Here is a 15,854-nt window from a genome sequence, read left to right on the forward strand (position 1 = left end):
ATTTTTAATCTGGGCGATGCTCAACAAACGGCGTTTTGGTGTGACCTTGCCTAAGGAAAAGATAGAAAAAGCCGTAAATTATGTTTTAAACGAATTTGACGAAAACAGAGATGGCATTGTTCAGTCCCATTTCACTTTAAGTCAGATTGATATTAATAAATACGAACCCAAAACAGATAAATTGGCGGTCAATCAAGGCATTTTTGCCATTGCGTTAAAAACAATTAAGGAATTGGGTTATGATATATCCGATGCCTATGTCCAAAAAGCGGTGGCCGGCTATCTTGATTTTTATGATGTCAAAAGAAAACATTTATTATTTGATCGGGATTTCCCGGATGTCATTACCATGACCGATTTGGAACCTGAATTTTTCTCCTTATGGTTATTTAAAGAGCCGATGTTAACGGACGAGATGGTCATCAATCATTTAGAGCAGATGCCGATATTAAATAAAGTGCCAAATTCACCACATCCCGAGTATGGCACCACAGCGCCCGTTTGTGTGCGATTGGATGACAGTGAAAAGGGCTATTCCTATCTCACGGCCGATTACCAGCCTTTTCGGGAGTTTGGAGAAGAAAACTATAAAGATCATGCCAGAGATGGTTATTATTATAACGGCGGCAGTTGGTTGCGACCAGAATATTGTGCCTATGTCGTTGGGTTAATGCACGGCTGGGCAAAAGCAAAACCACTCATGGAAAATAGGGTATGGGCCGAAATTAACCTTAATCCCAAATGGCCTTACAGCAAGGAATTTATTCCAACAAAATGGACCACAACCGATTCTTGGTGGTCATCCACCAGAGGCTTATGTTGGAATGTGTTTATACTCATGGCCAATGAGGTTGCGGGACTTCGGACGCCTGATATGGATCCGGATTTTAAGAAATAAATGATTTGTAAATAATCCTATTCATTGATTATCTTAGAAATATAAAACCTTGTCAATCGAACAACTGGCGAGGCTTTGTAATATATGGCAATATCATTTTGCGATCTTGGAAGGATTCGATGTGTCAATGTTTGTTAAATAAGGCATCTTTATTCTAAATAAACTCTTTAACATCTATTTTTCAGATGTATAGGAAATTGTGATTTTTTTTTATATATTTACAAACCGACGGGTCGGTTTTTGAATATTGATCTAAATTATTCTGAATTTATTTACGGATATGGCATTGCAAAAAGAAGAGGGTGAACCTAAAATCCCTAATAAGGAACTGATTTTAAAAACAGCTTATAAACTCTTTCTGAAAAAGGGATATCAGTCCGTTTCCATTAAGGATATTATGGAAGCGAGCAACCTGTCAAAAGGAGGTATCTATCATCATTTTGAGAGTAAAGAGGGCATCTTGGTGGCCGTTTTGGATGAGTATTTTTTTAAAGAATTAAGTATAAAGGAATCCGACTTTGAAGGTCTTAATTTCAAACAACGTATCGAAAAAGCATATATGCTAGGGGTAGGTTTGTTTGCGATGGTGGAATCCATGGGAAAGAACGGGATAAAATATCCAATTCAAAGATTGTTTCAATTTCAATTGGAATGTGAAAATTTTCCTGAAATCAGAAAGCAGTTTAGCGAAACCTCCATCGCCTATAAAAATTTCATACAAAATATAGTTTCTGAAGGCATTCAAAACAACGAAGTTAAAAAGGATCTAGATCCTGAAACCTTAAGTTATCAAATTGTTGGCATGATTGAGGGGGTCGCCGTCCATCATTCAACTGTTAAAAAAGATGTTGCGGCGATGCTGACTGAAAAATACGAAAAGGTATTTAGAAGCTATTTCAATTTTATCTGTCCAAATCCGTAGAAACTGAAATGAAAAACAGAAGCACATATATAACATCCAGTAGCATCGGTCTTTTATTATGTGGTCTTCTAGTGTTTTTATTTTTATCAAAAAAATCAGATGCTTATACCGATTTAGCACAATTAAATTGCCATTGTCCGCCCGGATTTAAATTGAACGAGGATAATAAATGTATTTCCCAGAATTTATATCTGCAATATGATTCTCCAAACAATGTTGGCGTCGGTGGGCTACAAACGGGATTGCCAAAAGTACGTGACGGATTTACCCCACAGGAAATTGATTTGGGAAGGTACCTGTTTTTTGATCCGGTGTTGTCTTTGGATGGCAGTATGTCCTGCGCTACCTGTCATATTCCCGCAAAAGGTTTTAGTGATGGCCTACCTACGAGTATCGGTAATAACAATTTGAAATTAGACCGCGGTGCACCAAGCCTTTGGAATGTCGCTTATTTGAGCCGGCTGTTTTGGGATGGTCGTGCCAATAGTTTAGAGGAACAATTGGAAGGCTCCTTGTTTTCTGAAGAAGAAATGGCCAATAGCCCTGAAAATTTGCTCAAGACCTTAAATGATATTGAGAATTACAGACACTTATTTGCTGAGGCTTATCCAGAAAGAGGAAAGAAAGATGACATCAAGTTAACCGAGATTTCTAGGGCGTTATCCGCTTTTCAAACCTCATTAATTTCATTGAATAGCCGATACGACCATTATGTTCATGGCTACCATGAGGCTTTAAATCCTCAAGAAATTGAAGGCATGAATGTGTTTCGTTCATTTGTGGCCAGATGTGCCGAATGTCATACGCCGCCACTTTTTACGAACCAACAATTTGCCGTTATCGGCACGCCAGAACCCGATGGTTTGCCTTTAGATCCTGGTGCCGAAATAACTTTTAATGATAAGACTATGCGTGGTGCCTTTAAGGTGCCTAGCTTAAGAAATATAGAAAACACCGGACCCTACATGCATTCTGGGAAATTTGAAACCTTGCGCGAAACCGTTGAGTTCTACACCAAAGGCCGGGGGCATGCGGTGCCTGAAGGCGAAGACCTACGAATTCATTGGCATATTTGGGAACCTAACTTAAGCGATTATGAGCTGGATCGACTTGTAGATTTTTTAAAAACTCTAACCGACGAATCATTCATGCCAAAAATACCTGACGCCTTGCCTTCAGGTTTAAAAAGTTCCATATAACAAATTTTTAAACCACTAAAACAATGAAATCAACCTTATTTAAAATTATTGGCGGAGCTCTATTAATCGCTCTCGGCGTGTTTTTTGGAAAAATGTTCTTCTCATCTAGTGGCGAAAGTACCGTGCCCATGCCTTCCACCATGCAATATCGAAATGTTGGTCTATCGAGTGATACAACTCAGGTTGCACAACGAAAGGAATTTGCAGGACAAGTGATTGAAGTCAGAAAAGGAGGTTCCATTCAGGAGGCGGTAAAATCGGCTAACCCTGGCGATTTAATTCGGGTTTTCCCAGGTGTTTATTCGGAAAACGTGTATATCGACAAAGATGACATCAGTTTACAAGGTGTGGTTATTAAGGGCGAATGGCCAACATTAGATGGGAAAAAGCAAATCAATGATGCTATTTTATATTCTGGAAATGGCATTCTCATCGAGAATTTTAAAATTATAAATTATAAAGGCAACGGCATTATGGGCCAAGCTGGAAACAATTTCATCATCCGAAATAACTGGATTATTTATACCGGAGTTTATGGCATCTTTCCGCAGTATGGGAAAAACGGATTAATAGAACATAACGTGCTCAGTAAAATTGCTGATGCCGCTATTTATGTGGGGATGTGCGATAATATTGATGTGCTTCATAATGAGGTGTTTGATAGTGTTGCAGGAATTGAAATTGAAAACTCCAGACATTGTTTGGTCGAAAATAACTATGCACATAATAATACAGGTGGGCTTTTAGCTTTCATTACGCCCGGACTTCCAATTAAAACGGCGTTTAATATCATCTTCAGAAACAATTTTGTGGTCAACAATAACCATCCCAACTTTGGAGCTCCAGGATCAACAGTGGCGAGTATTCCTCCAGGAACAGGGATCCTGATTATGGCGGCCGATGACGTGATCGTGGAAGGTAATATCATCACGGGCAATAATAATACCGGGATCACTATCGTCGATTTGGCAAATGGCGATCCGAAAGCTAATGATCCCAATTCAGAAGGCAATCCAGACCGCATCGTTCTTTTGGATAATATCATGTTTGATAATGGCAACGATCCTACAGGCGAAATTAAAGCCATGATGCTAAGCCAGCTTCAATCAAAAGGGCCAGATATTTTTGCTTTTGGCGGCGGCACAGGAAGTACGATCAGAGATAAAAATAGATACCGCACTTTTGGTTTGGGTAATTATGGACAAGCTCAAATTGCCGACACTAAAGAGGTGAAATCGATGATGTTGAACGCTCCAGTAACGCCACGATCTGTTTCAGAGCATGAGTTGGGCGAAATCACCTATTATGGCGTTTGCGCGGGATGTCATGCTTTTGGCACGACCTTGATTGGGGTGGACACTCAGATTATCAAAGAAATTTATGTGGATAACCCACAAGGGATTGTCAATTATATTACCAAACCCTTGAACTTAAGAAAAGATTTTCCTGATATGCCGCCACAAGATTATTTATCAGCAGAGGCTAAAATGGCAGTCGCCGAATACATCTTAAAAATGACTAATTAATAAAAATGAATTCTAACTAATCAAAACTAATTATATGAACAAATTTTTCTTAATCATAACGGTGATTGGATGTTCCGTCACTTCATGGGCCCAAAAAACCGTTTCTGGTCAGGTATTGGAAAAAGATACAAATATGCCGCTCATAGGCGTTACCATCATGGTGAAAAACTCGGATAAGGGTGTCACTACAAACTTTGAGGGGATTTATGAAATTAATGGTATTAACGATACCAAAATTTTGGTGTTTTCTTATTTAGGATATAAAACACATGAAGTTTTAGTAGGCGGCCAAACGAGGATTAATGTGTCGCTCGAAACTGATGCACAATTGATGGATGAGGTGGTCATTACCGCTTTAAATATTCAGAGAGACAAAGAATCCCTTGGGTATTCTGTTTCTCAGCTTTCGGCAGCGGATGTCAATGTTGCTAAAGAGCATAATGTTATGAATTCACTTTCGGGTAAAGTTGCAGGACTTCAAATCACTCAGGCTAATACTGGCGTTGATGGTTCAAGCCGAATTTTACTAAGAGGTGTGACCACGATAAATGGCTCCAACCGACCATTGGTGGTTGTGGATGGTATTCCCATCAGTAATGATGCTGGTGGTGGGTCGCAATGGGGAGGCGTGGACCGCGGTGATGCGTTATCCGACATTAATCCCGATGATGTGGAATCGATCAGTGTCTTAAAAGGTGCCGGTGCAGCAGCTGCTTATGGCTCGTTGGGTATGCACGGTGTGATTTTGATTACTACCAAATCAGGGGTCAAAAAGAAAGGGATCGGGATCACGTTAAACTCAAATTACACATTCACAGAAGTGTCTTTAACACCAGATTTGCAAAATGAATACGGTTCCGGTGCGTTTGGTGATTTTGCACCCATCGGCGGAGATGGGCGTCCTGTTTTGGATTACCCTTTTTCATGGAGCTGGGGACCTAAAATGCAAGGACAAGCCTATACCAATTGGTTAGGACAACCGGACGTTTTTGAATCTCATGGCAATCCCTACAAGCAATTTTATCAAAAGGGTTATTCAGCTTCTAATTCAGTAGCTTTTGAAGGACAGTCAGAAAAGGGATCTTTTAGAATGTCCATTACCGACGAGAAAAGTCGTGGGATTATTGCCAACAACACCTTGGCAAAACAGACGATTTCTATCCGAGGAAAATCAAATTTGACCGAAAAATTTAGTGTGGATGGTAAAATGACCTACCTAACCTCTAAAGTTAACAACCGTCCAGCATTAGCAGAAGATGGAGCGAACACCGCTTTGCAGTTATCTTTAATGCCGAGGGATATAAGATTAACTGATGTGAAAAATAACACAATCAATGCCAATGGCGAAGAGATTAAGTGGAATTTGGATAATACCTTCAATAACCCCTATTGGTCTCAAAATAATGTGAAAAATATTGATGAAAAAGACCGTTTTCAGGGGCTTGTTTCTGCAAACTGGGATTTGGCGCACAACTTCAAAATCACAGGAAAAACGGGCATGGACTATATCCTCTATGATTATACAAATTATGCCGCAAGAGGCTCACAGTTTCAAAGTAATGGTCTTGGCAATTACGGCCATGATAGCGGCAAAAGTCGCGTTTGGAATTCAGATGTCCTAGCCACCTATAATACCGGTATTTCTGATGTTAGAATGACCCTGAGTTTAGGATCGAGCTATCGAGATGAATACAGTAGCTATGTGAATATTTGGGGGAATGATGCCAAAGTCCCTAATTTTTATCGCATCAGTAATTATAAGAATTCTTATAGTTCAGAAGGCATTTCAGAAAAAGGCGTGTATTCGTTTTATGGTTTAGGACAATTTAGTTATAGAGGCTTTCTTTATTTTGATGCGACCTTAAGAAATGATAATTCATCCGCTTTACCGAAGGAAAATAATTCCTATTGGTACCACTCGGAAAACATGAGTTTATTGTTCTCAAAAATGCTAGGGATTGAATCGAGTGTTTTTAATAAAGGAAAATTAAGAGGTTCTTTTGCTGTGGTTGGTAACGACACAAGTCCTTACAGAACCCAAGCTGTTTACGACGTTGATCAAACCGTAACCTTGCCTTATACCGTAGGATCGATTCCGTCAAGTTTGCCATCTTTTGGTCTCAGACCTGAAACCTCAGAGTCATGGGAAGTGGGTACCGAACTTGGATTCTTTAATAATCGCCTGCAATTTGATTTCACGTATTATGAAACCAAAACCAAGGATCAGATTATGGCAGTGCCGATTTCAGGAGCATCTGGTTATGCAACCAAAGTTGTTAATGCCGGTGTCATCGCCAGTAAAGGCTATGAGTTTCAGCTGAACGCGGTTCCTTTTGAATCGGATAATTTTGAATGGAATCTTGGGTTTAACTTTACTAAGAGCAACTCTAAAGTCGAATCCTTAAACGAAGGGTTGGAAAGCATCACGTTGAATTCGCTTTGGCATGTTTCGGTAGAAGCGAGACCAGGCCAAGAATTTGGAAGTATTTATGGCTACGATTATTTAAGAGATAATTTTGGTCGAAAATTAATAGATAATAACGGTTATGCACAAAAAGGCGAGCGCACCAAGTTGGGAACTATAACCCCCGATTGGTATGGCGGAATTGTCAATAAATTCAGATATAAAAACTTTTCAGTGAGTACTTTGATCAGTATTCAGCAAGGTGGGGAATTCTATTCTTATGGACGTGCTTACCGAATGTTTTTTGGAACTGACGCTCGTAGTTTAGAAGGAAGAGAAACGGGAATCATTGTGGATGGGATTAATGAAAACACAGGGTTTGTTAATGAAACACCTTCTGACGCCATGTTGAAACATTACTCGGATATCTTCACGAATGAAATCGCCACGGATCAAATTTTAGATGCGACCAATGTCAAGTTCAAGGAATTGATTTTAACTTATGATCTGCCAAGTTCCTTGTTGAGAAACACTTTTATTGAATCTGGAAGTATTTCGGCCATCGGACGGAACTTATTCTTTTTCTACAACGCTGCTGGCGATATCGATCCAGAAGCTGGTTATAGCAGTGGTCCAACAGGAGCGGCACTTGAGCATTCGTCGCTGCCATCAACCAGAAGTTATGGTCTTAACTTGAAAATCAACTTTTAATCCTGATGATTATGAAAAATATACACAATACAATAGGGAAAATAGTCGTCGTAATGATCTTGTTAGCGTTGCCTTTTTCGTGCCAGCAACGTTTGGACGATTTAAGAGATAACCCAAATGCAGTAACCGAAATTGATGATGCCGCCTTGTTTACTAAAGCCGTCAGAAGTCTGTTTCAGGGCACCACTGATGATTCGGCATCGCGTTTTGCTGGACATTATGGACATTATTTTGTAGCAGGAAGTACCGCGCGACTTCCAGATCAATATGGCGATGGATTTGATGTGCAATACAATCAAATGTTCACGGACATGTACGGCGGCGTGATCAGACATATCGAAGAAGTTTTGGAGATCACGTCTACTGGCGACACCAAAAATGAGGTGCGTCATGCCATGGCCAACGTGATTGCCGTATTGGGATATGCAAAATTGACGGATGCCTTTGGAGAAATACCTTATCTAGAAGGTGGTAAAGGGAAAACTCAAGGTATTATTCGTCCAAAATATGATCCACAGCAAACGATTTATGAAGACATGATCGAAAGTTTATCCACAAGCATTGCCATTTTGAAAACTGCTGATGCGTCAATGGGATATCCTAATTCTGATCCTGTTTTCAATAATGATTTAAAAAAATGGGTGCGTTTCGCGAACAGTGTACGTTTGCGATTGGCCATGAGATTGCGTAATGCGGATAATGCCTTATCTAAACAAACCGTGGCGCAATGCTTGACCGAACATTTAATGGAAACGAATGATCATAATGCTTTTATGATTGAAACCGAAGGCAACGGTAACAAGTGGTTTACCATGCGTACGGGTTTCCCATCCATCAAAATGTCAACGCTATTGATTAATCAATTGCAAAGTTCTGCTGATCCAAGATTATCGGTATTTGTAAATAAAGATGGCAATGGCGCGTATAGTGGCATGACCAACGGATTAGACGATACCGCCTTCGGAAATTCTAATTTCTCAACCAAATCAGATATCGGAACGGCGCTATCATCAAAAGAAAGTAAACTATTTGTGATGACGGCATCTGAGGTTTGGCTTTTAAGGGCAGAAGCTGCTTTGGCCTATAATAATGATGCGAGCCAAGCGAATATCTTATATAGAAAAGGGATTGAAACCTCATTACAGCAATGGGACCTCAATGCATCTTCTATCACGGCTTTTATGGCGAGCTCAGCCGCTTCATTGGCAGGCAGCAATGATGAGCTGCAAATCGGTACGCAAATGTGGATCGCCTTGGTGCAAAATTATTTTGAAGGATGGTCGCACATTCGACGAACTGGATTTCCGTTTATTGCCACCCGAACCGCTAGTAATTTGTCGCAAGGTGTAACCAATGGTGTTTTGCCAAAAAGGTTTTTGTATTCTAGTTTTGAATTGAGCTCAAATAAAGACAATGTATTGCAGGCCATTTCAAGACAGGGGGCGAATAAAATTGACACCCCAGTGTGGTGGGATAAAAACTAAATTTCAAAAAATAAAAATATAGATATATGAAATGCCCGATGATGATTTTCAAATAGATTGATAATTTGATTTCGGGTATTCTATCTGAACAATAAAAACAATAAAAAAGAACAGATGAAAACTATAAAAATATTTAGTCTATTAATACTGACCCTATTATTCTTAACTTGTAGCAAAGATGAAGATCATAGTCCTTTAGCTGATTTTCAGTTTTTAGTAGAAGGCACGCAAGTTACTTTTAACGGAACGGTGGCAAATGCGACCACCATTGCTTGGGATTTTGGAGATGGTTCAACAAGTTCTGAAGAAGACCCAGTGTATGCGTATGCAGCAGCTGGCGATTATACGGTGGTAATGACGGTTACAGGACCCAACGGTACATTTTCAGAAACAAAGGTTGTGACTATCCAAGAATCTATTGAAATTTTACTTACGGGAGGCCAGGCCAAACCACAGGGGAAATCATGGCGCCTTAAAAAAGCCTATACTTCGGGTAAAGAAGGAGCGGGTCCGGTAGATAATAGGCTAAACCTTTTTCTGCCTTCATTTGATAATCTTTTGGATGCCGTAGGTTTGGGGGCTTCTTACGAAGATACCTTTACATTTGTGCATGATGGCGCTTATAAAGTAGATAACAAAGATGGACAAAGCCTTATGGGATTAGTCTATGCGATGGTATTCCGAGGCGAGGATATTACCGCGGTTTCCTATGATCCAAATAATGTGCCTTTAGCAAATGTGCTTTATACACCATCTACCGATGCGACTTGGGAGCTAGTGGAAGGCGATTTTACCGTAGATGCCGCTGAAGGTCCAGTTAATTTTACCAACAAAACACAATTGGTTTTAGGCGAATATTTAGGCTTTAAGGACGTGAAGGTTTTAGTGATTTTAAAGGAAATTACTGCAAAAACCATGAACGTGGCTTTGGGGATCCATACGGAGCCTGCGGTATTAGAGCAACCAACGATATTGTTTCATTTGTCATTGGAAGCGTTATAAGTTATCGTCTTGGAAGAATGAATTTTTAAAGAAATAAGAGTTTTGGTAATTATATCCCCTAATTTTAAGTGGTTTTCGATGGCCCTGAGTATTCGGGGCATCGGGAATCGTGTTTAGATTTAAAAATTGATTCCTAAGTTGATTTGATGGATGTTCATCCAGATAGCTCATTTTTTATGAGGGGCAATTCAATGGGATGCAGTGAATTGACAAGTTTTAGTCAATAGATAGAGTAGATGATTTAAATATGAATATTCATAAAGTCGAAGATAAACGCGCATAAAATGATAACCGAAATATTACAACGACAACACGATTTTTTTCAAACGCAACAAACGAAAGATGTTTCATTTAGAAAGAAATCCTTAAAACGCTTACAAGAGGAAATTGTGAAGCGCGAAGATGCTATTTGCGATGCCTTGTATGCAGATTTTAAAAAGCCAAAGTTTGAAACCTTGGCGGCCGAAACTCAATTTGTATTGGCCGAATTAAAATATACACTCAAAAAAATTGACCGTTGGGCGCGCCCAAAAAGAGTTTCTGCCAGTTGGATGAATTGGCCTTCATCCGATTATATTTATAAAGAACCTTATGGTGCCGTGTTGATTATCGCCCCTTGGAACTATCCTTTTCAGTTGGCCATTGCACCTTTAATTGGTGCGATCGCTGCAGGTAATACCGCCGTTGTAAAACCCTCAGAAGTGACGCCACACACCGCTGCTGTGATTTCTGAGATTATTAAAGCTGTTTTTGACCCTGCCCATGTTGCCGTTGTAGAAGGCGGTGTTGCCGTTTCCCAACAGTTATTAGCCGAAAAATGGGATTATATCTTTTTTACCGGAAGTACCCAAGTGGGGAAAATTGTTTATGAAAGTGCTGCAAAGCACTTAACGCCTGTAACTTTAGAGTTGGGAGGAAAAAATCCATGTATTGTTGATGCTACTGCCAATATCGATTTAGCGGCAAAACGTATCGTTTGGGGTAAATTTTTGAATGCTGGCCAAACCTGTATCGCCTCCGATTATATTCTCGTGCATGAAAGCGTAAAAGATAAACTGGTGGACGCCTTGAAAGAAAATATAACCAAATGCTACGGCGAAAACGTGGAAGCCTCGCCAGATTTTTCACGAACGGTCAGTCAAAAACATTACACAGGTTTAAAGGACATGTTGGAAGGCGAAGACATTCTTTTTTGAGGTCATAGCAATGATACAGACAATTACTTGTCGCCGACTTTAGTGAATGAACCGAAAATGAACAGTAAACTCATGGCTGGAGAAATTTTCGGACCAATTCTACCGATAATTTCTTATAAAACAGAAGACGATATCCACACATATATTTCGAATTATGGAAAACCACTGGCGGCTTATGTTTTTTCCAACAATAAAGAATTTCAGGAAAAAATAATCGATACTTATAGTTTTGGTGGTGGCGCGATCAACGATACCGTCATTCAAATTACCAACAAACTTTTGCCGTTTGGTGGCGTCGGGCAAAGTGGTATCGGCGCTTACCATGGCAAAATATCCTTCGATATATTTTCACATCATAAAGCGATTATCAAAAAAGCTAATTGGTTTGAAGCACCCGTGCGTTATCCGCCTTATAATGTGCCGATAAAGTTTGCCAAGAAAATTAAACACCTGTTTTAAAACGTGATATGTTTTTGAAACAAACTACTGAAGTTCATCACAATTATAACTTAAAAAATCTTGACACGAATTTCACGAATTTCCACAAATTCATTCGTGTCCTTAAAATATTGGCCGAAAATCATTTATTATAAATTTCACGAATTCAACAGACTTTCCGTGTGTTTAAATAGCCTTGGCATTTTAGTCCACATATGTTTATTTAAAACCAGATTAACTTTTTATAACCAAATCAACCAGTAAAATGAATAAATTTCAAAAATCAGTAATCTTGTTGTTAATTGGTATTGTATTTACAAGTTGTAAAGACAACAGCGGAACAACATCTAACGAAAATATTTTACCAAGTACAATTACCATCAAAGGTGATCAGTTTGTGGATAATTTCGGCAGACAGGTTATTTTGAATGGCGTTAATGTTGGCAGCAAAAATAAAGAGGAAGGTTATATTTTTAAAGGTGGACCAGAACTTTATGCAAAACTTAAAAAACAGGGCGTGAATACCATTCGTTTTCTCATTATTTGGGATGGATTAGAACCAGAACCAGGTGTTTATAATGAAGCCTATTTAAAAGAAATTGACCAACGCATCGAATGGGCAGCCGCCAATGACATGTTTGTGGTTTTAGATATGCATCAAGATCTTTTTAGTGTAAAATATGCCGATGGTGCACCAGAATGGGCAACGCTAGATGAAGGAAAGCCACATGCCACAGGTGCGGTTTGGAGCGATGCGTATGTGATGAGTGAAGCCGTACAAACATCGTTTGACAATTTTTGGCTCAATAAACCGGCATCGGATGGTATTGGACTTCAAGACCATTATGCAGCTTTATGGAAACATATTGCAAAACGTTATGCAGATAATAAAACGGTCATTGGCTACGATATTATGAACGAACCATTTCCGGGATCTTCAGGCGTTCAATCCACAATGATATTATTAGGTGCTTACGGGCAATTACATTATAAATTAACTGGCGAAATTCTTACAGAGGAACAATTAGGCGCCATGTGGATGGATGAAGCAAGCCGAATGGAAGCTCTTAACGTCATTTCTACAACAGAGAATTATGATTTTGTGATTAGTCAACTTTTCGATTTGATTCACGAATTTGAAACTAAACATCTTCAACCGATGTATCAAAAAGTGAGTAATGCCATTCGTGAAGTGGATGCCAATCATATTTTGTTTTTAGAGCATAGTTATTACAGCAACACAGGCGTGGCCAGCAGTATAGAGCGTGTGAAGTTGGCCGATGGTAGCCCAGATCCTTTGGTGGCTTATGCGGCACATGGATACGACTTGGTGGTGGATACCGAAGCAGCAGCTTTGGCGGCTACCGCTAGAGTCGAGTACATATTTAACCAAATCGCAAAAAAGGGCGAACAATTAAAAATGCCAGTTTGGGTAGGGGAATGGGGCGCTTATTATGACAATTCTGAATCTGTAATCCCAACGGCCATTAGTTCGATGAATTTAATTGAGCAGCATTTATTTGGCAACGCCTATTGGTCATATACCAATGACCTTGATAAAATGGCATATTTCAAACAAGTATTACTCCGAACTTATCCGGCGTATACCAATGGGAAACTGAAAAGTTATCGCAATAATTTTGAAGCAGGGAGTTTTATGATGGAATGGGAGGAAGGTGCGACCGACAATGCCGCTACAGTGGTTTATATTCCGCATCTTTCTAAGTTGAAAAATGACGAAGTAAAAACATTTTCAACTGAAAAAATCAAGGACTCCGATGCAGGGTATTTGATTATTCCCGCTATAGGAAAGGGTGGAATTCGGAAACTGGACTTATCTTTTAATTAGTTCGTTGTTTAAGGACGAATTTAGAGGGAATCCAGTACCATTTAAATTGAAATATAGACTTAATAGCCTAGAGTATAGTGTTATATAAATCTTAGGTCATTAAGTTCTATGTCAATATTTCAAGACATTTTCAATTTTTTCTTCACAATATGAATTCATACCTAAATGCTTGCAACAAATTCTAAAAAGACTTTTTTATGAAGTTCCAAATCTAATGTAGGAGCAAGGGCAGCACGAACAATATAATCTTTGTCGCCTTCTTTGGTTGTGCCTTGGGTAGAGGTCGCAGGAATTGTCCAATAGCAGCCTTTTAACTGTCCGTAGCTCACACAGAATTTACTTTCATGGGGAATCTTTGTAATCATCAAATGGATTAACTTCAGATTTAAGGCTCTTTTATAAGCTTCTCTTTCATCATCTGTATTCCCTTTGGTTGGAAGATCTAATGAAAACACCGATGGTGTAAAACTTTGATTTGCCAGTTCTTCTGAAACAAAATTTATTTTGGCTCCTGGTAAAACATCGTGAATAAAATTTACAAATTCGCGGGTATTCGTGTACGCCTCCTTAATCCGTTGATTCATTGAAGGCATTTGTTTGGCTAATATTTCATATTGAAGATCTGTAGCTTCGTTGTCGCAAAGGTTGAGGTGTACTTCTATTTTATCCATCAAAGCCTCAGTTTTTGTGTTTCCTACACAATAACCAGCCGTACATTTTCCGCCACTGGGAAACTTCGATCCACTAACATATGAAATGGTTCTGACCGCGGAAAGTATTTCGCCCTGACGTAAAAAGTGAACATTAGGACAAAAAGTTTGATCTAAAATAAAAACAGGATCGATAGCAATTTTACCAGATGCTGTTTTTCGTTCTTTACTTAAAACATTCTTTAGTTTTATAAGATCTGGAACTTCAACTCTAGGGTTGGTTGGAATTTCGGCAATGATGTAAGGAACTCCATCTTCCTGGGCGATTTGAGCTAAAACGGTATTAATACTTTGAACCATGTTGTTGTCTCCATCCACCAATAAATCTACCACTTCCACATTATCAAGACAAGCGGCAACGCGTCGTGCTTGATCATTCGTGCCTCCATAACAATTGGGCGGAACAATGAATTTGATGTTTTTTCCATTATGGTTTTGAAGGGCATCGTCAATAAGGCCCATCATAATCGCATATTGCATCGATAGTCCACTCGAAGCAACGAGTGCTTTTGTATTTGAACCGGTAATCGCTTTGATTGAATTTATGACACTTGTTTTGTTGGTGACTAAATCACTTTGTTTATTAACAAAAGATGACTCTCCAATAAGTAACTTTAGCGCCACCAAACAATTAGCTGGCGTCATGGCAATGGTTTCTCTTCTTCTTACATGTTGGATTTCTGAAATATAACTTTCATTTTTATTACTATTTACTATTATAATACTTCCAAGTTCGGCATGCAAACCGATGACAAAATCAATATTTTGTGTAAGATTTGGAGTTGCGAATGCGTCATCTTGTGAAATGAGAACAGTACTACCTTCAAATTTGGATATTTCTGCTGCATTCTCAACTTTTTTTAATTCAAATTGATAACCATAAACGCGTTGCACTACGTCAGCATCAAAAAACTTTGGTAATTCATCTGTATAAAGGATCTGCGTATTTTTATTGTCTAATAAGTTTTTTCTCAGAATGGCGAAAATAGGCGTGGTTTGCGATGAAAAACTGATGACGTTTTCGGAAGGTAGATGTTGCAATTTAGCAATTGTCCATTCCAGTACACAAGATAGGGGATGACCTAATCGAATATAATCGTAAGCAGTCGGTAAGTTATGGAGTGCTGAGGTTTCAGAATTATTGGTCTTGAATAAGTCTTCAAATTGTTCCAGGAACTGCGTTTTGGCTAATGCTTCATCATAAATATCTAGACGATGGGTGGTTAAATTCAACCAGTCTGCTGGCATCTTTTCTAAGACTTCTTGTATATAATCTAGTACTTTACTTACTTCCATAATTCTCAACTTTAAATAGATTGGCAAGATACGCTAATTCCATTTTTTTAAGAAGTGTTAAACGATGGAATTTTGACCGTGTGCCAATAGGCAAAACTAGGCTGTCTGCTGCACATCGACATGGCCATCCGCAATTCTATTAATTTAAATCTGTTCAAATGTCTTTTAGAAGTGAAAGGGCCAGGAAAAGGCAGTTATGGACTTGGGGAAGACAATATA

9 protein-coding genes and 1 pseudogene are annotated in these 15,854 nt (G+C 39.0%); 9 read left to right on the plus strand and 1 reads right to left on the minus strand.

What is annotated here, in order from left to right; translation table 11 throughout:
- The 9 genes and pseudogenes from ABIQ28_RS05995 to ABIQ28_RS06035 all read left to right on the plus strand — a co-directional run.
- On the plus strand, positions 1–898 hold an 898-nt coding region (locus ABIQ28_RS05995; RefSeq protein ID WP_348035972.1), incomplete at its 5' end, for a hypothetical protein.
- A gap of 280 nt (positions 899–1,178) precedes the next feature.
- Positions 1,179–1,820 carry a TetR/AcrR family transcriptional regulator gene (locus ABIQ28_RS06000; protein WP_348035973.1) on the plus strand — a complete coding sequence of 214 codons (642 nt, stop codon included), beginning with the start codon at positions 1,179–1,181 and terminating at the stop codon, positions 1,818–1,820.
- An 8-nt stretch (positions 1,821–1,828) separates the two neighbouring features.
- On the plus strand, positions 1,829–3,019 hold the full coding sequence (locus ABIQ28_RS06005; RefSeq protein ID WP_348035974.1) for a cytochrome c peroxidase: 1,191 nt from the start codon (positions 1,829–1,831) through the stop codon (positions 3,017–3,019).
- A 23-nt stretch (positions 3,020–3,042) separates the two neighbouring features.
- Positions 3,043–4,545 (plus strand): parallel beta-helix domain-containing protein, encoded by a 1,503-nt coding sequence (locus tag ABIQ28_RS06010; RefSeq protein ID WP_348035975.1) that lies wholly within the window; start codon positions 3,043–3,045, stop codon positions 4,543–4,545.
- Between the two features lie 34 nt (positions 4,546–4,579).
- A complete protein-coding gene (locus tag ABIQ28_RS06015; protein WP_348035976.1) occupies positions 4,580–7,660 on the plus strand; it encodes a SusC/RagA family TonB-linked outer membrane protein in 3,081 nt (1,026 codons plus the stop codon).
- 11 nt (positions 7,661–7,671) lie between these two features.
- Complete coding sequence (locus ABIQ28_RS06020) at positions 7,672–9,144, plus strand: SusD/RagB family nutrient-binding outer membrane lipoprotein (RefSeq protein ID WP_348035977.1); 1,473 nt, start codon at positions 7,672–7,674, stop codon at positions 9,142–9,144.
- 114 nt (positions 9,145–9,258) lie between these two features.
- On the plus strand, positions 9,259–10,146 hold the full coding sequence (locus ABIQ28_RS06025; RefSeq protein ID WP_348035978.1) for a PKD domain-containing protein: 888 nt from the start codon (positions 9,259–9,261) through the stop codon (positions 10,144–10,146).
- Between the two features lie 284 nt (positions 10,147–10,430).
- A pseudogene (locus ABIQ28_RS06030) lies at positions 10,431–11,801 on the plus strand (aldehyde dehydrogenase).
- A 244-nt stretch (positions 11,802–12,045) separates the two neighbouring features.
- On the plus strand, positions 12,046–13,629 hold the full coding sequence (locus ABIQ28_RS06035) for a cellulase family glycosylhydrolase (RefSeq protein ID WP_348035979.1): 1,584 nt from the start codon (positions 12,046–12,048) through the stop codon (positions 13,627–13,629).
- A gap of 161 nt (positions 13,630–13,790) precedes the next feature.
- On the opposite strand, the gene ABIQ28_RS06040 is transcribed toward ABIQ28_RS06035, so the two are convergent.
- Positions 13,791–15,635, minus strand: a complete 1,845-nt coding sequence (locus ABIQ28_RS06040) for a cystathionine beta-synthase (RefSeq protein ID WP_348035980.1) — start codon at positions 15,633–15,635, stop codon at positions 13,791–13,793.
- Positions 15,636–15,854: the final 219 nt, after the last annotated feature.

Origin of the sequence: Gelidibacter sp. (assembly GCF_039916245.1) — a bacterium.
Taxonomy (GTDB): domain Bacteria; phylum Bacteroidota; class Bacteroidia; order Flavobacteriales; family Flavobacteriaceae; genus Gelidibacter.